Annotated in this window: 16 protein-coding genes; 8 read left to right on the top strand and 8 right to left on the bottom strand. The window is 73.2% G+C overall.

Annotation, left to right across the window (positions count from 1 at the left end):
- Positions 1-576 (top strand): GNAT family N-acetyltransferase, encoded by a 576-nt coding sequence (locus AB0L00_RS36995; RefSeq protein ID WP_364442059.1) that lies wholly within the window; start codon positions 1-3, stop codon positions 574-576.
- Between the two features lie 334 nt (positions 577-910).
- Here AB0L00_RS36995 and AB0L00_RS36990 read toward each other — a convergent pair whose 3' ends face one another.
- Positions 911-1,570 carry a response regulator transcription factor gene (locus AB0L00_RS36990; protein ID WP_364442058.1) on the bottom strand — a complete coding sequence of 220 codons (660 nt, stop codon included), beginning with the start codon at positions 1,568-1,570 and terminating at the stop codon, positions 911-913.
- A complete protein-coding gene (locus tag AB0L00_RS36985) occupies positions 1,555-2,871 on the bottom strand; it encodes a sensor domain-containing protein (protein ID WP_364442057.1) in 1,317 nt (438 codons plus the stop codon). Before AB0L00_RS36985 ends, AB0L00_RS36990 begins: the two co-directional genes overlap by 16 nt.
- A 420-nt stretch (positions 2,872-3,291) precedes the next feature.
- On the opposite strand from AB0L00_RS36985, the gene AB0L00_RS36980 reads away from it, so the two are divergent.
- Entirely contained in the window at positions 3,292-4,062 is a 771-nt protein-coding gene (locus AB0L00_RS36980; RefSeq protein WP_364442055.1) for an ABC transporter ATP-binding protein, read from the top strand.
- Between the two features lie 2 nt (positions 4,063-4,064).
- Complete coding sequence (locus AB0L00_RS36975) at positions 4,065-5,990, top strand: ABC transporter permease (RefSeq protein WP_364442053.1); 1,926 nt, start codon at positions 4,065-4,067, stop codon at positions 5,988-5,990.
- A 123-nt stretch (positions 5,991-6,113) separates the two neighbouring features.
- Here the strand turns inward: AB0L00_RS36975 and AB0L00_RS36970 are convergent, their stop codons facing one another.
- The 3 genes from AB0L00_RS36970 to AB0L00_RS36960 form a co-directional block, all read right to left on the bottom strand.
- Positions 6,114-6,317 carry a zinc ribbon domain-containing protein gene (locus AB0L00_RS36970; protein WP_345362896.1) on the bottom strand — a complete coding sequence of 68 codons (204 nt, stop codon included), beginning with the start codon at positions 6,315-6,317 and terminating at the stop codon, positions 6,114-6,116.
- Between the two features lie 70 nt (positions 6,318-6,387).
- Entirely contained in the window at positions 6,388-6,897 is a 510-nt protein-coding gene (locus AB0L00_RS36965; RefSeq protein ID WP_364442051.1) for an HNH endonuclease, read from the bottom strand.
- Between the two features lie 274 nt (positions 6,898-7,171).
- On the bottom strand, positions 7,172-7,867 hold the full coding sequence (locus AB0L00_RS36960) for a hypothetical protein (protein WP_364442050.1): 696 nt from the start codon (positions 7,865-7,867) through the stop codon (positions 7,172-7,174).
- 115 nt (positions 7,868-7,982) lie between these two features.
- Here AB0L00_RS36960 and AB0L00_RS36955 point away from each other — a divergent pair, with 115 nt between their 5' ends.
- Complete coding sequence (locus AB0L00_RS36955; protein WP_364442049.1) at positions 7,983-10,088, top strand: prolyl oligopeptidase family serine peptidase; 2,106 nt, start codon at positions 7,983-7,985, stop codon at positions 10,086-10,088.
- Positions 10,085-10,891 carry a methyltransferase domain-containing protein gene (locus AB0L00_RS36950; protein ID WP_364442047.1) on the top strand — a complete coding sequence of 269 codons (807 nt, stop codon included), beginning with the start codon at positions 10,085-10,087 and terminating at the stop codon, positions 10,889-10,891. Before AB0L00_RS36955 ends, AB0L00_RS36950 begins: the two co-directional genes overlap by 4 nt.
- A gap of 120 nt (positions 10,892-11,011) precedes the next feature.
- Here AB0L00_RS36950 and ilvD read toward each other — a convergent pair whose 3' ends face one another.
- Positions 11,012-12,856 (bottom strand): dihydroxy-acid dehydratase, encoded by a 1,845-nt coding sequence (ilvD, locus tag AB0L00_RS36945; protein ID WP_364442046.1) that lies wholly within the window; start codon positions 12,854-12,856, stop codon positions 11,012-11,014.
- Between the two features lie 106 nt (positions 12,857-12,962).
- Entirely contained in the window at positions 12,963-13,820 is an 858-nt protein-coding gene (locus AB0L00_RS36940; RefSeq protein WP_364442044.1) for a nuclease-related domain-containing protein, read from the bottom strand.
- Between the two features lie 202 nt (positions 13,821-14,022).
- Here AB0L00_RS36940 and AB0L00_RS36935 point away from each other — a divergent pair, with 202 nt between their 5' ends.
- Both AB0L00_RS36935 and malQ read left to right on the top strand, forming a co-directional pair.
- On the top strand, positions 14,023-15,432 hold the full coding sequence (locus AB0L00_RS36935; protein ID WP_364442043.1) for an amidase: 1,410 nt from the start codon (positions 14,023-14,025) through the stop codon (positions 15,430-15,432).
- A gap of 22 nt (positions 15,433-15,454) precedes the next feature.
- Complete coding sequence (gene malQ / locus AB0L00_RS36930; RefSeq protein ID WP_364442042.1) at positions 15,455-17,638, top strand: 4-alpha-glucanotransferase; 2,184 nt, start codon at positions 15,455-15,457, stop codon at positions 17,636-17,638.
- Here the strand turns inward: malQ and AB0L00_RS36925 are convergent.
- Positions 17,635-18,654 (bottom strand): hypothetical protein, encoded by a 1,020-nt coding sequence (locus tag AB0L00_RS36925; protein WP_364442041.1) that lies wholly within the window; start codon positions 18,652-18,654, stop codon positions 17,635-17,637. The two genes, malQ and AB0L00_RS36925, sit on opposite strands and share 4 nt — an antisense overlap.
- A 487-nt stretch (positions 18,655-19,141) precedes the next feature.
- Here AB0L00_RS36925 and AB0L00_RS36920 point away from each other — a divergent pair, with 487 nt between their 5' ends.
- Positions 19,142-19,720 (top strand): ATP/GTP-binding protein, encoded by a 579-nt coding sequence (locus AB0L00_RS36920; RefSeq protein WP_364442040.1) that lies wholly within the window; start codon positions 19,142-19,144, stop codon positions 19,718-19,720.
- Positions 19,721-19,740 lie beyond the last annotated feature (20 nt).

Raw genomic sequence — 19,740 nt, 5'->3', positions numbered from 1 at the left:
GTGGCCCGCCTGCCGGGAGGCATCTCGGCGAGCGTGCAGCGGCTGTCGTACGAACCGCCCGAGTGGGAGGTCGCCGGCCTCCACCTGCGGCGCTACACCGCTCGTGACCAGGAGGCGGCGTTCAACCTCCACCAGGAGTGCCTGCTCCGGGTGGGGGTGCGTCCGGGCGACGGCGTGTACTACGACGACGATTTCGCTCGCATCGAGGAGATCTACCTACGCGACCGGGGCGAGTTCCTGGTCGGAGAAGTACGCGGCGAGATGGCGGCGCTCGGCGGGCTACGGCGCGTCGACGCCGTCACCGCCGAGATGGTGCGCCTGCGCGTCCGGCCCGACCTGCAGGGCCGGGGCTACGGCGCGCTGCTCGTCACCGTCCTGGAGCAGCGCGCCGCCGAACTCGGCTACCGCGTGCTCCGGGCCGACACGACCGTGCGGCAGCGGGCCGCGCTCGCGCTGTACCGCACGTTCGAGTGGCGGGAGGTCGATCGCAAGGTCACCGGTGGCACCGTCACCGTCTACCTCGAGAAGCGTCTGGACGAGGGTGCCCCGGGCGAAGGTGCGGGCCCGGTGAGGTGAGCGCCGCGTACGGGCGGTGACCTGGCGGGGGGAAGCCGTCCGTACGCGGTGGCCGCCGGCCCCGGCACGGGGCCGGGCGGCGTCGCCGACTTCGAGCGGGTGCCCGCGCGGCGGGCGGCCGGCTTGAAGAAGGGGGCCGTGAGAGGCGGCGGTGCCACCCGCCGCCGCTCACGTCACGGCCGGCGTGGGCGGCGTCTGGTGTGCACCGCCGCCGCTCACGTCATGGTCGGCGTGGGCGGCGTATCGTGCGCACCGACGCCTCACGTCATGGTCGGCGCGGGCGGAGCGGTCTGTGCGCCCGCCGCCGCTCACGGATGAGGCCGGGCGCTCTCGTTCATCCACCGGTGCCGCTGCGCAGGTAGGCGAGGACCGCCAGGACCCTGCGATGCGCGTCCTCCGTCGGAGGCAGATCGAGCTTGGTGAGGATGCTGCCGACGTGCTTGCCGACGGTCGCCTCGGAGATGACGAGCGCCCGGGCGATCGCGGTGTTGGAGTGCCCCTCGGCGATCAGGCCGAGCACCTCGCGTTCGCGCGCCGACAGCCGCGCCAGCGGATCGCGCCGGCGGCGCAGCAGCTGCCGTACGACCTGGGGATCGACGACGGTTCCCCCGTCGAGCACGCGGCGCAGGGCGGCGACGAACTCCTCGACGTCGACCACCCGGTCCTTCAGGAGGTACCCCACGCCCCGGCCGTCCCCGGAGTCGAGCAGGTCGGCCGCGTAGCTCAGTTCGACGTACTGGCTGAGCGCCACCACGGCCAGTCCGGGGTCGGCGCGCCGCAGCTCGACGGCGGCGCGCAGCCCCTCGTCGGTGAAGCCCGGAGGCATCCGGATGTCGGTCACGACGAGGTCCGGCCGGTGGTCGGCCACGGCGGCGAGGAGCGCGTCGGCGTCGCCGACCGTGGCCGCCACCTCGAAGCCGAACCGGCCGAGCAGACCGGCCAGCCCCTCGCGCAGCAGCACCCCGTCCTCGGCGAGGACTACTCTTTCCCGCACGGAAGCTCCACTTGGACGACGGTCGGCCCGCCCACCGGGCTCGACAGGAGCATTCTGCCGTCGATCACGGCGACCCGGTCCGCCAGGCCGGTCAGCCCGGACCCCGCGTGGGGGTCCGCCCCGCCCTCGCCGTCGTCGCGGACCTCCACGGTCAGCAGGTCGCCCCGCCGGCGTACGGTGACCACCGCCTCGGCGGCGCCGCTGTGCTTGGCGACGTTGTTCAGCGCCTCGACGACGACGAAGTACGCGGTCCCTTCGACGTGGGCCGGCAGCCGATCCGGCAGGTCGGCGTCGACCGTCACGGGGACGGCGGACCGGTCGGCGAGCTCGCGCAGCGCGGCGGGCAGTCCCCGGTCGGTGAGCACCCGCGGGTGGATGCCGCGGATCAACTCCCGTAGTTCCGTCATGAGCAGTTTGGCCTGTTCGTGCGCGTCGGCGACGCTCTGGGCCGCCGTGGAGCCGGGCGGGAGGTCCAGCCGGGCCATGCCCAGGTGCAGCGTAAGCCCCAGCAGGCGCTGCTGCGCGCCGTCGTGCAGGTCCCGCTCGATGCGCCGGCGCTCGGCCTCGAACGCGTCTACCAGCCGGGCCCGGGACCGCGACACCTCGACGAGTTCGGCCCGCAGCCGATCGTCCGGCCCGCGTCCCAGCAGCGCCCGGGCCACGGCCCCGTGCGCCCCGGCGACCACCGCCGTCAGGTACGGGACGGCGGGCAGCAGCACCAGACCGGCGAGCGCGTAGGGGAGGGCCTCCGTCGCGTTCGTCACGTTGTCGAACCCGAGCGCGACCGTGGTGCCATCGGCCAGCAGCGGGCTGATGAGGAACGCCCCGACCACCAGCGCGAACGCCAGCAGCGCCATGTACAGCGCCGGTGCCACCGCGCCGAGCAGACAGACGTAGCCCAGCTCCCGCCAGGTCGCCGCCTCGGTGTACCGGGTCCGCAGCCAGGCCCGCGACCCCCGGGCCGTACGGTGCCCCGACTCGACCGGCCGGGCGTCCACAAGGCGCAGCCGGCGGCGCTCCAGCTCGGCCAGCGGAACGGCGAACAGCGGGCCGACGCCCGCGACGAGCAGTATGCCGAGCGTCACGAGCAGGGCGACGGTGAGCGGTGCCCGGCCGCCGTCCGCGGCCCGCCGCAGCGCGAACACCCACGGCACCCCGAACATCAGGACCGGCACGGCCATCGCGACCAGCGGAATCGCAGCCGTCACCAGGTAGGCCAGGCACCGCCACGGCCAGCCGCTGATCAGGAAACGGCGCCGGAGCACCGCCTCCAGCGCGGTACGAGCCGCGGAATCTGCCACGTACGTACGGTAACCGGCCCAGTGCGCCTCTCGTACGGGAATGCGGCCTGGCCCCGACCGGCTCGCCGCGGACTTCGCCACGGTGCTGGGGGAGTCCGAGGCCACGTACGGCGGATGAGCGGGGCCGCGGGCCGGAGGGCGGGTGACAACGCTCGGTGAACGCCTGAGCCGATGGGCGACCCGTGGCGGTTCCCGGTGGTCTGCGCTCGCGATCACCGAGCGTTCCGCCCCGGACGCGCTGGGGCGTTCCGCGACATCCCGCTTCGCGGCTGCGGCCGCGGTCGCCGAGCCGTCCGGTCACGCGTCCTCGGCCTGCCGGTCTCTCGGGAGCCATCGCGTAGGGCGGGGTAGGGCCAGGTATACCTCGGGTCGGTGCTTCGCCCTGATGTGTCCGAGCGGCCGGGGCGATGGGATCGTCCTATGACGGTGGGACAGGGGATCGGACGGCCATGGGCCGCGGGGCCGGCCGCGCCCGCGGTGGAGTTGCGCGAGGTCAGCAGGGAGTACGGGAAGGGCGAGGCCGCGGTCCGGGCCCTGGACGGGGTGAGCATCGGGTTTCCGGCCGGGTCGTGGACGGCGGTGATGGGGCCCTCGGGATCCGGGAAGTCGACCCTCCTGCACTGCGCGGCCGGTCTGGAGCGGGCGACCGGCGGACAGGTGCTGCTGACCGGCCGCGACATCACCTCGGCGCAGGACTGGGCGCTGACCTCACTGCGGCGGCAGACCGTCGGGTTCGTGTTCCAGAGCTTCAACCTCGTCGGCTCGCTCACCGCCGAGCAGAACGTCGCGCTGCCGCTGAGGCTCGCCGGGCGCAAGGTCTCCCGGCAGGCCGTGCAGGACGTGCTGCGGGCCGTCGGCCTGGGGGACCGGCTGCGGCACCGGCCACGGGAGCTGTCGGGCGGGCAGCAGCAGCGGGTGGCGATCGCGCGGGCGATGGTGACCCGGCCGGCGGTGCTGTTCGCCGACGAGCCGACCGGCGCGCTGGACTCCGGCTCGGCCCGTACGGTGCTCGGGCTGCTGCGGGAGATGGTCGACTCGGCCGGGCAGACGATCGTCATGGTCACCCACGACCCCGTCGCGGCGGCTCGGGCGGACGCGGTGGTGTTCCTGTCGGACGGGCGGATCGTCGACCGCGCGATCCGCCCGTCGGCCCGGGAGGTCGCCGATCGGCTCGCACGGCTGGAGGGTTGAGCATGCCGTGGCTCGCGTGGAGCAACTTCCGGGAACACCGCCGCATGTTCGCCGGCGCGATCCTGGCCGTCGCGCTGGGCGTCGCGCTGATGCAGTCCTCGCTGTCGATGATGGCCGCGGTCGCCGACGCCCGGATCCCCGCCGGCGTGCCCGGGCAGGCCAGGGAGCGGATCCAGGACTCCTACGCGGGCGCCGCGACGCTTCTCGGCATGACGGTCATGCTGGCCGGGTTCCTCGCGCTGTTCATCGTGGGCTCGACGTTCGCGTTCACCGTGGCGCAGCGGCGCCGTGAGCTCGCGCTGCTGCGGCTCGCCGGGGCGAGCCGCCTGCAGCTCGTGGGCCTGCTGCTCGCGGAGGCGGCGCTGCTCGGCGCGGTGGGTTCCGGGGCGGGCGTCCTGCTCGGCGTCCCCGGTACCTGGGTCCAGGGGTGGCTGCTGGCGGCGTTCGGGTTCCTGCCCGGCGGGGTCTCCCCGCGGCTGGACGCCGGGATCATGCTGGCGTCGGGCTGCGTCGGCCTCACGGTGGCGGTGCTGGGCGTGCTCACGGCCGCACGGCGGGCCGCGCTCGTGCGTCCGCTGGAGGCACTCCGGGCCACCGGGCGCGCCGCCCGCGTGATGACCGCCGCCCGCTGGGTGTTCGGTCTCTCCCTGCTGGCGTGCGTGATCTGGCTGGTCGCCGCCGGGCAGACCGGCCACGTCGACGTGCTCGGCGCGCTCCTCATCGCGATGACCGTGTCGGTGGTGGGCGCGGTGGCCCTGAGCCTGCTGAGTCCCCTGGTCGTACCGCTCGTCGGCGGGCTGCTCGGCCGCGCGCTGCGGCGGACCACCCTGGGCGAGATCGCCCAGGCGAACCTGCGGGACGGCGTACGGCGCAGCGCCTCCACGGCCGCGCCGCTGATCGTGCTGGTGTCTCTGGTCGTCGGCCTGATGGGGGCCCTGGAATCACTCGGCAGGATGGCCGGCGAGGAGCAGCGACGCCTCGTGGCGGGGGAACTGGTCGTCGACTCGAACGGCGCCCAGGCCGCCCGGATCGCGGGCGTGCCGGGCGTCGCGGCCGCGTCGCCGGAGTCGACCGTCCCCATCTCGGTCACGGTCCGGCGGCACACCTACTACTCGGGGATCGTCGCGATCGACCCGGCGGCGTACGGCCGGACCCACCGGCGCCCGCCGCGGTCCGGCTCCCTGGAACGGTTGCACGGTGCGACGATCGCGGTCGGGCCCGGCCTGAGCGAGGAGGGCCTGCGGCGTGGACAGCCGGCCACCGTCCGGATCGGCGCGCGGCGCGTACGGGTGCGGATCGTCGCCCTGCTCGCCCCCGTCCTGGAGAACGGCGCGGACGGCTTCCTCGTCCCGCGCGACCTCGTCCCGGCGGACATGATCGCCAAGGCGCCGACCCGGACGGTCGTCCAGGTCGGCCCGGGCGCCGCTCCGTCACAGGTCGCCGCGCGGATCCACGCGGCGGGGATCGGCACCGTCCGTACCGTGGCGAAGTGGGCCGACGACGAGGCGGCCGCGCAGCAGAAGGGCAACATGGCGATCTTCGCGGTGCTCGTCGGCCTCGGCGGTCTCTATGCCGCCGTCGCCGTCGTCAACGCCGTGGTGATCGCCGGTGCCGAACGCGAGGTGGAGTTCGCGGTCGTCCGGCTCACCGGGATGAGCCGGCCGCAGGTCGTACGGATGGCGTTGATCGAGGCGGCGGCGGTCACCGCGATCGGCCTGTTCCTCGGGCTGCTCGTGGCGGCGGGCGCGCTGGCCGGACTCGGCACGGCGTCCGCCCGGGCCGTCGGCCGGCCGCTCGTCGCGGTGCCCTGGGAACTCCTGGCCCTGCTGGTGCCCGGCGCGTTCATCGCGACCGCCGCGGCGAGCATCTGGAGCACGCTCGCGGCGACCCGGACCCCACCGGTGACGCTGGCGGTCGCTCGCGAGTGAGCCGGTGCCGGGCCGACGGCGGCCGCGCTCCGGCGGCGGGAGTCGAGCGGGATCGGGGCGCACGGGGGTGAGCGTGGCCGGTTGCGTGGCGGACGCCGTACAGCGGCGGCCGCCGCGCTCGGCTCAGCCGCAGCAGCCGCCTCCGCAGCAGCCGCCACCGGTGGGCGGGGCGGCGGTGGCGCCGCCGGTGACCGCCACCGTGGACAGCAGCTTCACCGTGTCGTCGTGGCCGTCGGGGCAGGCGGCCGGGGCGGAGGCCTCGGCCATCGGGCGGGACACCTCGAACGTCGCGCCACAGGCGCGGCAGCGGTAGTCGTAACGTGGCACGGCCACAGCGTACGACGTCACCGCCCGTCCGTCATGCCCCGTCCGCCGCTCGGAGCGATCGGGCGAGCGATCAGGCCGCGTGTTCGGAGACGTAGGGCGCCCACTGCGGGTCGCCGTCGTTGATCAGGCCGATCAGCCGCCAGTGCGCGCCGCGTGGAACAGCGGGGGCGACGTGCAGCTTCCAGCCGATCTCTTCAAGTAGTTTGTCGGCCTTGCGGTGGTTGCAAGGCATGCAGGAGGCGACGCAGTTCTCCCAGATGTGCTTGCCGCCACGACTGCGCGGGATGACGTGGTCGATCGTCTCCGCGCGAAGGCCGCAGTAGGCGCACCGGAAGTTGTCGCGCCGCATGAGCGCCGCCCGGGTGAGCGGCACGCGTTGTCGGTACGGGATGCGGACGTAGCGCAACAGCCGGATCACCGACGGTGTCTCGAGGACGAGGGAGGCCGAGTGCAGCCGCGCTCCGGATGCGTCGTGGTGGACGATCTCCGCCTTCTCCCGCAGGACCAGACAGACGGCGCGCCGCATCGGGAGGGTGGTCAGGGGCTCGTATGTCGCGTTGAGGAGCAGGACCTGTCTCATCAGACGGCCTCCGCGTCGCAGGCGCCGGCTGCCTCCCGGGCCACGCTCCAGCGCGCCTCGGCATGAGGCTCGTCGATCGTTCTCACCAGCGCACCCGCCACGAGGACCTCCTCACGGGTGATACCCGAGTTGCAATCAGTGTGGCTGTTGAGATGCCGATTTCGCTACCCCATAAATCGGGGTATTCGCTGGAAGCGCTGCCCGGGAGGCGGCTCGGGCCGGTCGGCCGCCCGGGTGACGGGCGTACCCCGCCGAGGTTCCCGAGCCGGTCCGGTCAGTGGCCCGGGTGGTGGTTCCCCTCGGCCCCCGCGTCCGAGCCGGTCCGCCGGTCGCGCCACGTCATCTTCGCGTCGACGCGCAGCGGGCCGCCCTTGAGGCTGCCCGAGGTCTTGATCCAGCCGGCGCGCTTGTCGCCGGCGCCGATCGTGTCGTACCGGCACACGACCGTCTCGTGGTCCGAGGCACAGGGCTTCGACAACTCGAGGATCTTGTGGCCGGACGTGACCTGCTGGGTCGCGACGACGTCGTCGGCGGTGCCGGCTCCCTCGTTCACGACGGTCCAGCGCCAGATGACGCCGGAGTCCTTCGCGGCCTCGGGCCGGTCGAACACGAGATGCAGGTCCGCGCCCTTCGCCCGGTGCCCGCGCTGCGCCTCCCGAGAGCGCGGTGATCCCTCCCGAGCCGGCTGGGACGGCGTGTGCGTCGGCTGGGCCGAACGCGACGGTGACGGAGCCGGCTGAGCCGAGTGCGACGGCGACGGGGACGGTGGTGCCGTGTGTCCCGGGTGCGCCGCCTGCTTCGCGTGCGACTGCGCCGCCGGATGCGGCGTGCGCGCGTGCGCGGGCCCGGCGGCCAGGACCGCGGCGGCGAGGCCGACGGCTGCCAGGCCGGGCGCCGCGACCAGCGCCGTACGGCGGGCGTGCCCGCCGCCGCGCGAGGCCGCTCTGTGCGGGCCGTGCGTGTCTTCCATTGTTCCCCCCGATCAACGTGGAAAGACGCGCCCCACATCTTTCTCGGTGCGGCGACCGGGGGGAAACCGCCACGCCACGCACGGGGCGCTCCGCCGACCTCGTAAAGTGCGGTTCATGAGCCGACCGCAGTACCCGTCCGCGCATCGTCAGGACCTCGTGGAGGAGATCCACGGTCACCGCGTCGCCGATCCCTACCGGTGGCTGGAGGATCCGAACGCCGACGACACCAAGAAGTGGCTGACGGCCCAGGACGAGCTGTTCCACGAGGAGGTCGACGGCCTGCCCGGCCGGGACCGGCTGCGGGCACGGGTGCGCGAGCTGCTCGGCGCCGGCAGTGTCGGCGCTCCGGTGTGGCGGGGCGAGCGCCGGTTCTTCATGCGCCGTACCGCCGAGCAGGAGCACGCCGTCCTCTACACCGTCGACCCCGGCGGCGAGGAGCGGGCACTGATCGACCCGATGGCGCTCGACCCGACGCACACGACGACGCTGGACTCCTGGCAGCCGGACAAGGAGGGCCGCCTGCTGGCCTACCAGCTGTCCCACGGCGGCGACGAGGAGTCCAAGCTGTACGTGATGGACGTCGCCACCGGCGAGACCGTCGAGGGACCGATCGAGCGGTGCCGCTACACGCCGGTCGCCTGGCTGCCGGGCGGTGAGGCGTACTACTACGTCCGCCGGCTCCCCGCCGACCAGGTCCCGGCGGGGGAGGACCAGTACCACCGCCGCGTCTACCTGCACCGGGTCGGGACCGACCCCGAGACCGACGACGTGATGATCTTCGGGTCGGGGCGGGAGAAGACCAACTACTACGGCGTCGGCGTCAGCCGCGACGGCCGCTGGCTGACCCTCTCCTCCTCCCAGGGGACCGCGCCGCGCAACGACCTGTGGATCGCCGACCTGAGCGCCTCCGACCCGGAGGCCCCGGAGCTGCGGGTGATCCAGGAGGGCGTGGACGCCGAGACCGGCGTGCACGTCGCGCGGGACGGCCGCGCGTACGCCTTCACCGACCTGGACGCCCCGCGCGGCCGGCTCTGCGTCGCCGACCCGGCCGACGTGTCGCCCGACACCTGGCGCGACCTGATCCCCGAGGACGCCGAGGCGGTCCTCACCGACTTCGCGATCCTCGACGACCTGGACCGGCCGGTCCTCCTCGCCGGGTGGACCCGCCACGCGATCAGTGAGATCACCGTCCACGACCTGGCGACGGGGGAGCGGATCGGCGAGGTCCCGGTGCCCGGACTCGGGTCGATCGGCGGGATCGTCGAACGCCCCGAGGGCGGGCACGAGGCGTGGTTCACCTACCTCGACCACACGACGCCGTCGTCCGTCTACCGCTTCGACGCCACGACGGGCGAGACGACGCTCTGGGCGTCCCCGCCCGGCACCGTCGACGTCCCCGACGTCGAGGCGCGCCAGGTGACGTACACCTCCAAGGACGGCACCGAGGTCCGCATGCTCATCGTCGCCCGCGCCGACGCGGCGCCGGGCGAGCCCCGGCCGACGATCCTGTACGGCTACGGCGGCTTCAACGTCCCGCTGACCCCCGCCTACTCCGCCGGGACGCTCGCCTGGGTCGAGGCCGGCGGCGTCTACGTCGTCGCCAACCTGCGCGGCGGCTCGGAGGAGGGCGAGGAGTGGCACCGCGCGGGGATGCTGGACAAGAAGCAGAACGTCTTCGACGACTTCCACGCCGCCGCCGAGAAGCTGATCGCCGACGGGTGGACCACCGCGGACCGGCTGGCCGTCTCCGGCGGGTCCAACGGCGGCCTGCTCGTCGGCGCCGCGATCGCCCAGCGGCCGGACCTGTACGCGGCCGCCGTCTGCTCGGCGCCGCTGCTCGACATGGTGCGGTACGAGCGGTTCGGCCTCGGCCAGACCTGGAACGTCGAGTACGGCTCCGCCGAGGACCCTGAGCAGTTCGGCTGGTTGTACTCCTACTCGCCGTACCACCACGTGCGGGACGGCGTCGCCTACCCCGCCACCCTCTTCACGGTGTTCGAGAGCGACACGCGCGTCGACCCGTTGCACGCCCGCAAGATGTGCGCGGCGCTGCAGCACGCGACCTCCGAGGCGGGCGGGCCCATCCTCCTGCGCAACGAGGCCGAGGTCGGGCACGGCGCCCGTGCCGTCAGCCGCTCGATCGACCTCAGCGTGGACACGCTGTCCTTCATGGCCGCCCACACGGGGCTCACGGTGGACGGGGAGGCTCCGCGGCCATGAGTGAGGCGAGCGGGGGAGGCCGGTCGAACGCCCTCGACCGTGTCCTGCCGCTGCTGGACCGGCCGCCCGCGGAGCCGGACGTGGCGCACGGCTACCTCGACCTGCTCGGCGAGGAGGACCGGCCGCACGACACGATCGCGCAGCGCCTGATGCGCTCCGGCTTCCTCCCGAAGATCTACGAGGATTTGTGGCGGCCGGTGCTGTTCGGGATGTTCAAGGGCCCGCTCGGCCCGGACATCGAGGAGGAGTACGCCCTCGCCCGGGACTGGCTGGACCTGGCCGCGATCCCGGACGGCACGGTGCTCGACGTGGCCTGCGGTCCCGGCAACGTCACCCGGGCGCTGGCCGCCGGGATGACGGGCCACGGGCTCGTCGTGGGCGTCGACGCCTCCTCGACCATGCTCGACCGCGCCGTGACCGACACGGTGCGGCCGAGCCCCCGGGGCGCGAACGGCGCCGCCGAGGTCGCGTACGTCCGCGGCGACGCGGCCGACCTGCCGTTCGGCGACGAGGTGTTCGACGCGGTGTGCTGCTTCGGCGGCCTCTACCTCTTCGACGACCCATGGGCGGCCGTCGACGGCGTCACCCGCGTGCTGAAGCCCGGCGGCCGGGCCGCGTTCCTCACGACCCGGAAGCCGGAGCTGCCCGTCATCGGCACGGGCAGCTCCGTCCTCGGGCGGCTGACCGGCATCCGGATGTTCGGCGCCGACGACCTCTGCAACGCCCTGCGCGGACGCGGCTTCACCGCTCTCCGCCAGCGCACGTACGGCCTGATGCAGTTCGTCGGCGCCACCCGCGGCTGAACGCCCGGACCTCGCGGAGCGGGCCGGGTTCGCCGGGGGCTAGGACGACGTCGTCTGCGTCGTTCTCGCGGGAACGGGAAGCGATCCGGTGGGCGTGGCACGCCCACCGGATCCGGAGGGTCAGCCGCCGAGCTGGGAGATGTCGCGGGCGGCGCCGGTGGAGGCCGAGGTGGCCATCGCGGCGTACGCCTGGAGCGCGGCGCTGACCGGGCGGTGCCGGTCGCGGGGCCGGAAGGAGCCCAGCTCCTTCAGGAGGCGCTCGCGGCGCGCCTGGAGCTCGTCGGCGGGCACGTCGAGGCGGAGCTCGCGGCGCGGGATGTCGATGACGATCCGGTCGCCGTCCTCCACCAGGGCGATGTCACCGCCGGCCGCGGCCTCCGGGGAGGCGTGGCCGATGGACAGGCCGCTGGTGCCGCCGGAGAAGCGCCCGTCGGTGATCAGCGCGCAGGCCTTGCCGAGCCCGCGGCCCTTGAGGAAGGACGTCGGGTACAGCATCTCCTGCATGCCCGGGCCGCCCTTGGGGCCCTCGTAGCGGATGACGACGACGTCGCCCGGCTTGACGCGGTTGCCGAGGATACCCTCGACCGCGTCCTCCTGGCTCTCGAAGACGACCGCCGGGCCCTCGAAGGTCCACAGGGCCTCCTCGACGCCGGCGGTCTTGACGACCGCGCCCTCGACGGCGAGGTTGCCGTACAGCATGGCGAGCCCGCCGTCCTTGGTGTAGGCGTGCTCGGCGTCGCGGATGCAGCCCTGCTCGCGGTCGAGGTCGAGCTCCTGCCAGCGGTTGTTCTGGCTGTACGGCTTCGTCGTGCGGACCCCGCCCGGCGCGGCGTGGAACAGCTCCACGGCCTCCGGCCGCACGCCGGGGGACCGGACGTCGTGCGCGTCGAGGAACTCGCCCAGCGACCCGCTGTGGATCGTGTGGACCGTGCGGTTGAGCAGCCCGGCCCGGTCGAGCTCTCCGAGGATCGCGGGGATGCCGCCGGCCCGGTGGACGTCCTCGATGTGGTACTTGGCGGTGGCCGGGGCGACCTTGCAGATGCAGGGCACGCGGCGGGAGAGCTCGTCGATCTCCTTCAGGCCGAAGTCGACGCCGGCTTCCCGGGCCGCGGCGAGCAGGTGCAGGATCGTGTTGGTCGAGCCGCCCATCGCGACGTCGAGCGCCATGGCGTTCTCGAACGCGTCGCGGGTCGCGATGTTCAGCGGGAGGACGGACTCGTCGTCCCCGGCGTAGTACCGGTTGGCGATCTCCACGACGCGGCGCCCGGCGTCCTGGAACAGCTTCTTGCGGTCCGCGTGCGTGGCCAGGATCGTGCCGTTGCCGGGGAGGGACAGGCCGATCGCCTCGGTCAGGCAGTTCATCGAGTTGGCGGTGAACATGCCCGAGCAGGACCCGCAGGTCGGGCAGGCGTTCTCCTCCATCTGGGCGAGCGTCTCGTCGGAGACGGACTCGTCCGCGGCGGCGATCATCGGGTCGATCAGGTCGAGCTTGGTCGTGCCGTCGACCGGCTTGCCCGCCTCCATCGGCCCGCCGGAGACGAACACGGTCGGGATGTTGAGCCGCATGGCCGCGATCAGCATGCCCGGCGTGATCTTGTCGCAGTTCGAGACGCAGATCAGTGCGTCGGCGCAGTGCGCGTTGACCATGTACTCGACCGAGTCGGCGATCAGCTCGCGGGACGGCAGCGAGTAGAGCATGCCGCCGTGGCCCATCGCGATGCCGTCGTCGACCGCGATCGTGTTGAACTCGCGCGGGACCCCGCCCGCCTCCTTCACCGCGGCGGCGACGACCTGGCCGACCTCGCGCAGGTGGACGTGGCCGGGAACGAACTCGGTGAAGCTGTTGGCGACCGCGATGATGGGCTTGCCGAAGTCCTCACGCGCTACGCCGGTGGCCCGGAGAAGGGCCCTGGCTCCCGCCATGTTCCTGCCGTGCGTGACCGTTCGTGACCTCAGCGGGGGCATCTGCCTCTCCCATCGATTCCGTGCTCAGGATTCGATCGTATGGGGTCGGCGGCCCGGATGAGACGGTGGTCTCAGTTTCCGAGATGCTCGCGCGTCGAGCGTCAGGTCAGTCCTGGTCGGGATCGGGGTATTTCGGGGGCAGCACGCGCTCGGCGGCGTTGTAGATCCGCTCGATGTCCACCGCGGTGAGGATCTTGGGCCGGCGACGCAGGTAGTTGCGGGCCCGCCCGCCGGAGTAGACGTCGACGTTGCGCACCATCAGGACCTTCCAGGAGATCGCCGGGCCGTAGATGGCCAGCGACGGCTGCACCGGGACCTCGTAGCCGAGCTCCCCGCTGATCAGCTTGCTGGCCTGGTCGGCCTCCCAGCGGGCCTCGTCCAGGCGCTCCTTCTTGTTGAACGGTCCCAAGAACAGCTTGCGGTGCGACAGCGCCCGTACGGGCAGTCGCTTGTCCCACTTCTCCGAGTCGACGGCGTACACGCCGGTCGGCCCGATGACGAGGTGGTCGATCTGCCCGTCGCTGACGCCGTCCTCGTCGCGGGGCACCGCGCGGGCGTGGAGGGTTCGATAGCCGGCCTTCTCCATGCCCCGCAGTTGCCGCTCGGTCCGGCGTTCCGCGACCGAGGGCTTGCGCCACGCCTCCACGCTGGAGTGCTGACGTGATCGCCGTACGACATCGACGACCACGGTGAGCACCGCCACGGCCAGGCCGATCCGGATCTCGAAGATGATCGCGAACAGCAGGCCCAGAACGGCGGCCGCGCCCGCCCGGATCATCCAGCGTTGGATCTGCGGATCGCTGATCCGCCCCCCGATCGCCTGCTCCCTCCGCCGCCTTGGCGGGCGTCCCTCGTCAGGACGTTCGGCCGAGCCTTCTTCGCCGGGCAGCTCGAACGGACGTTCGTCGTCGGGGTGCTCGCGTGTGGACGTCTGAGTGGACTCGCCTCGCTCCACACTGGCCATGTCGACACTCCGTGCTCGATTGACTGCAGCACACATGATCTTCCGTGCGAAGCGTAACCAGAGCCGGAGCCGGGTGCATAGTCGTGTCCGGTTGATACTTTTGTCTCCGCTCATGCGCGGTTCAGTGGCATGTTACCAGGGTAGATAAATCCCATCCCCCACTGCTCTGCTGCAACTTTCGGTGGGCGTACCGTTTTCACTTGTGACGCATATTCATGATCTCAGCGTGCGCGAGCAGGCCGCCGCGATCCGCGACCGGGAACTCTCACCCGTCGACATCGCCGAGCACTACCTCGACCGCATCGACCGTCTCGCGGACCGCGTCGGCGCCTACGTCACCGTGACCGCGGACCTCGCGCGTGACCAGGCCAAGACGGCGGAGCGGGCGGTCATGGCGGGTGAGGAGGCCCCGCTGCTCGGCGTGCCGATCCCCGTCAAGGACCTCAACATGGTCAAGGACGTACGGACGACCCTCGGCTCGGCGGCCTTTGCCGACTTCACCGCATTCACCGACGACAACGTCGTCGCTTTTCTGCGGCAGGCAGGGACGATTCTCCTAGGGAAGACCAATACACCAGAATTCGGACTGCCCTGTTACACCGAAAACGACGTGGCGCCTCCCGCGCGCACGCCCTGGGACCTCGAACGCTCCGCCGGCGGGTCCAGCGGCGGCGCCGCCGCCGCGGTCGCCGCCGGCCTGGCACCGGCCGCGCACGGCAGCGACGGCGGCGGGTCCATCCGGATCCCGACCAGCGTGTGCGGCCTCTTCGGGATCAAGCCGACGCGCGGCCGCATCAGCCAGGGCCCCATCGTCCCCGACCTCGTCGGCCTGTCGACCAGCGGCCCGATCACGCGGACCGTCCGGGACGCCGCCCTGCTCCTCGACGTCATGGCCGGGAACGCTCCAGGCGACATGTACCGCGCCGCGCCCCCGGAGGGGACCTTCCTCGAGGCCGCCGACCGGGCGCCGGGACGGCTGCGCGTCGGCCGGACCGCCGTCCCCCCGGTTTCCGCCGCCCAGGTGCACCCCGACTGCCTGGCCGCGTACGAGGCCGCGAGCGAACTGCTGGCGGAGCTGGGCCATGAGGTGGAGGACATCGACACTCCGTGGAAGGAGGAGTTGATGCCCCACTTCGAGGTGCTCTGGGCGTCCATGGCCACGATGACCCCGGTCCCGCCCGACAGGGAGGAGCGGCTGCGCCCGCTGACCCGTTACCTGCGCGAGCGCGGCAACGCGGTCACCGCGCCGCAGCTCCTGCGCGCCCAGGCGGCCTTGCAACTGGCGGTACGCACGGGGCTGCCGCGTCTCGACCAGTACGACGTGATCCTGCAGCCCACCCTTGCGCTGCCGCCCGTCCCCGTCGGGCACTTCGACGAGGTCGGGCCCGAGGAGAACTTCGTACGGCAGACGCTCTTCACGCCGTTCACCTCGGTGTACAACGTCACCGGCCAGCCCGCGGTGAACGTCCCCCTGCACTGGACCGACGGCGGCCTGCCCATCGGCGTCATGCTCGCCGGCCGGATGGGCGACGAGGCCACCCTGATCGCCCTGTCGGCGCAACTGGAGGAGGCCCGGCCCTGGGCACATCGCCATCCCCCGATTTGGGACTGATCGACGGGGCATCGTAGCCAACGTGGCAGGAACCGGCACCGAGGACGGGGGCACCGTGGGAGACGACATCGTGGCAGCGGGCACCGAGGACCTGAACGCTCTGGCCGCCGCGTACGGCGTCGAGACCTCCTACACGGACTGGCGGGGCCGGCCCGCCGACGTCCCGGAAAAGACGATCAAGGCGGTGCTCGGCGCGCTGGGCGCGGACGTCTCCTCGCCGGAGGCCGTACGCCGGGAGCGGGAGCGGATCGACCGGGAGCGCCGCGCCCGGCTGCTCCCGCCGACCGCCGTCGTCTTCGCCGGGGAGGACCTGCTCGCGGCGGACGACGCCGAGGTGTGGGTCGAGCTCGCGACCGGCGAGGAGCTCCGCCTCGTGCCCGCGGAGTCGGCGCCCCCCGAGGTGACGGGGCGGCCGCCCGCCACCTCGGCGGAGGCCGCCGGGCTCCGTACGGCGTACCGGATGCCGCCCGGGACGCCCCTCGGCCGGCATCGGGTACGGGCCCGGCGCGGCGCGCGGGAGGAGGTCGCGCCGCTGCTCGTCGCGCCTTCGCGAGCGCCGGACCCCGGTGCGCGCGGCTGGGGCCTGATGGCCCAGCTGTACTCCGTGCGGTCGAGCCGCTCGTGGGGCATGGGGGACCTCGCCGACCTGCGGGAGCTGGCGGCCTGGAGCGGCCGCGAGCTGGACGCGGGCTTCGTCCTGGTGAACCCGCTGCACGCGGGCGAGCCGGCGCCGCCGGTGCGCCCGTCGCCGTACCTGCCGATGAGCCGCCGCTACACCAGCCCGCTGTACCTGCGGCCGGAGGACGTCCCGGAGTACGCCGCGGCCGGCCCGGAGACGCGGCGCCGGATCGAGGAGCTCGCCGCGCCGCAGCGGGCCCGGTCGCGGACGGCCGACGAGATCGACCGCGACGCGGCCTGGACGGCCAAGCGGGCGGCGCTGGAGCTCCTGGCCGAGGTGCCGCTCGCCCCGGACCGCGCGGCGGCGTACGCCGCGTTCCGCGCGCGCGAGGGCGAGGCGCTGACCGCGTTCGCGACCTGGTCCGCGCTGGCGGAGGAGCACGGGTCCCACTGGCCGTCCTGGCCGGCCGAGCTGCACGGCCCCGGCTCCCCGGCGGTCGCCGCCGAGCGCGAGCGTCGCGCCGACCGCGTGGAGTTCCACCGCCGGCTGCAGTGGTGGCTCGACGAGCAGCTCGGCGCCGTCCAGGACGCCGCGCGCGAGGCCGGCATGGACCTCGGGATCGTGCACGACCTGGCCGTCGGGGTGGACCCCGGCGGGGCGGACGCGTGGGCGTACCAGGACCTGTTCGCGTCGGGGATGAGCGTGGGCGCGCCGCCGGACGAGTTCAACCAGCGCGGCCAGGACTGGGGCCAGCCGCCCTGGCACCCGCAGCGGCTCGCGGCGGCGGGCTACGCGCCGTACCGCGAGATGCTCCGGCACGTCCTGCGGCACGCGGGCGGGCTCCGGCTCGACCACGCCATGCAGGTCTTCCGGCTGTGGTGGGTGCCGCGGGGCGCCTCGCCCGCCGAGGGGACGTACGTCTCCTACCCCTACGGCGACCTGCTCGGCGAGCTGCTGTACGAGGCGCACGAGGCCGGCGCGGTGGTCATCGGCGAGGACCTGGGCACCGTGGCGGAGTACATGAGGGACGTGTTCGCCGAACGCGGGGTCTTCGGCACGTCGATGGCGTGGTTCGAACGCGACGAGAAGGGCGCGCCGCTGCCGCCGGAGCGGTGGCGGGAGCTGTGCCTGGCCACCGTGGCCACCCACGACATGCCGCCCATCGAGGGCTACCTGAACGGCGACCACATCGCGCTGCGGGAACGCCTCGGCCTGCTCACCCGTCCGGCGGCCGAGGAGTACGGCGAGCTCGCCCGGTTCCTGGGCGAGTGGAAGGAACTGCTGACCACGCTCGGCCTGGACACCGCGGACATGACGGCGGCGCTGCACGCCTTCCTCGCGCGTACGCCGGCGCGGCTGATCGGCGTGTCACTGGCGGACGCGGTCGGCGAGCGCCGCACGCAGAACCAGCCGGGCACGACGGATGAGTACCCGAACTGGCGGATCCCCCTCGCGGACGCGACCGGCGACCCGGTGCTCCTCGACGACCTGCCCCGTCATCCCCGGCTGCCGGCCGCGATCGTTCCCGTCTGCCGGGGAGAAGGTGGATCACGCTCCACGGACAGGACCACGGACGAGGGGCCCTAGCGGTCGAGGACGTCGACGATGCGCGCGGCGACGTCGTGCAGCAGGGTGTCGGGCAGGATCGGGCACCCGGCCGCCGCCGAGAACAGCTCGGGCAGACCGGGCAGGCAGTAGACGGTGCTGGGCTCGGCGACCGCGCGGCCGAGCGGCTGCTTGCCGACCGACCGGCGGGTGCGCCCCCACGCCTCCTCGACCTCCTCCGGGCTCGGCACCCCGAAACCGTGCCCGACCGGCGCCGCGTGGCGCAGGCGCACGAGCGCGCCGTCGGAGAACTCCCCGGCCAGCCGGCAGCGGGCGGTCAGGGACTCCAGCACGTCGGGGGACAGCCGCGTGATCACGTCGCAGGGGGTGCGGCAGGACGCCGCGCAGCGGCCGAGGGCGGAGGCGAGCGTGCTGTGCTGGCGGTCGAGGTACGCGCGCCAGCCGGGGCCGGGCTCACCGGCCACCCGCAGCGCGCGCTCGGCGGCGGACTGCTCGGGGCGCGTCAGGTCGCACTCGCGGGGCCGGCCCGGCTGCGGCATGACGCCGAACCTGCTGCCCGTGCCGCCGACCGCCGCGGGCAGCAGCGCCGGGTCGCCGGCGTGGCCGAGGACCGGCTCCCAGGCCAGCAGCGGGAGGTACTCGGCGGAGATGTGCAGGGCGGCGACCAGGGCCGCCATCTCCCGCCGTCGCCACCGCGCCTCGATCACCTCGAGCAGCAGGCCGTACGCCGGGCGCAGGGTCCGCAGCGCGCCGCGCGTGCGCTCCTTGGCGGACTGCGGCATCCTGCTGGCCCGGGCGCGGGAGAGCAGGTGGTCGGGCACCTTGTGGGCGTCGACGACCGGGTCGCCGGTGACCTCCGGCACGCCGAAGTCCTCCGCGTCCAGGTCGATCAGCCGCTGCCCGAACGAGCACAGCAGCCGGACCTCGGCGGCGACATCCGGTCGCAGCCCCGCCGCCCCGGCCTCGCACAGGGCGGCGAGATCCCCGAAGGCGTAGCGCCTGGCGAGCGTCCTGAGTACTTCCCGTGCCGTCTCCACCCGTTAACTTTGCCATGCCGTGGGGACCTGACCGGCCGCCCGTAGCGGCCGATCTCACGCACCAGCGCGGCGAACCCGGTGAATCGGGCATTCCGCGGCAACGTTAGGACCGAGTTACAAATCCGTATTCCATTTGATGGATCTTGGTTCGCTCACGGTGGGATCATGTCGGCTGACACGGCGATCGTCCGGTTTCCGTGCCACCGCAGCGATCAAGTGGCCCGGCCTGCCGCGACGGCGGTCAGGGTGACGAGTCGGGTGGCGCGCATGAGACGCCGGGCGACGCGCCGGCGGACGCCGGACGACGTACCGGCACACAAAAAGGCAGGAAGAGGAGATTTGCAAGTGACGCCGCAGCGCGCCGTATCGACCGGCACTTCCGACTGGCTGCCCTGGTTCGCCGCAGCCATGGCCCCGGAAGCGGACGCCGTCTCCTCGCGTCTCCACCCCGGCGCCCGTTCCAGTGAAAGCGGGTACTGAAATGCAGATGGGAACCCAGCTCTCCGTCAAGGTGCTGGTCGCCGGCGGATTCGGGGCGGGCAAGACCACCATGGTCAACACCGTCAGTGAGATCCAGACGCTGCGCACCGAGGAGATGCTCACCTCCCAGAGCGTCGGCGTCGACGACACCTCCGGCGTGGAGCAGAAGACCACCACGACCGTCGCGATGGACTTCGGTCGTATCACGCTCGGCGACGGACTGGTCCTGTACGTGTTCGGAACGCCGGGCCAGAAGCGGTTCTGGTTCATGTGGGACGAACTGGCCGTGGGCGCGATCGGCGCGGTCGTCCTCGTCGACACCCGGCGGCTGGCCGACTGCTTCTCCTCGATCGACTTCTTCGAGCGCCGCGGCATGCCGTTCATCGTCGGGCTCAACCGTTTCGAGGGCGCGGCCCAGCCCGACATCGAGGCGGTCCGTCACGCGCTCGACCTCGAACCGCACATCCCGGTGATCACCTGTGACGCCCGGGAGCGGGAGTCGGTCAAGCAGGTGCTCATCACCCTGGTCGAGCACGTCCTCGGCACCCGGCAGCGCCAGCGGTCGGCCGCCGCCTACCACGGCTGACCGAGGAGGCACGGCCCACC

It is taken from the genome of Actinoallomurus sp. NPDC052308 (assembly GCF_040679195.1).
Lineage (GTDB): Bacteria > Actinomycetota > Actinomycetes > Streptosporangiales > Streptosporangiaceae > Actinoallomurus > Actinoallomurus liliacearum.
This window is presented reverse-complemented; position numbering and strand designations above follow the sequence as displayed.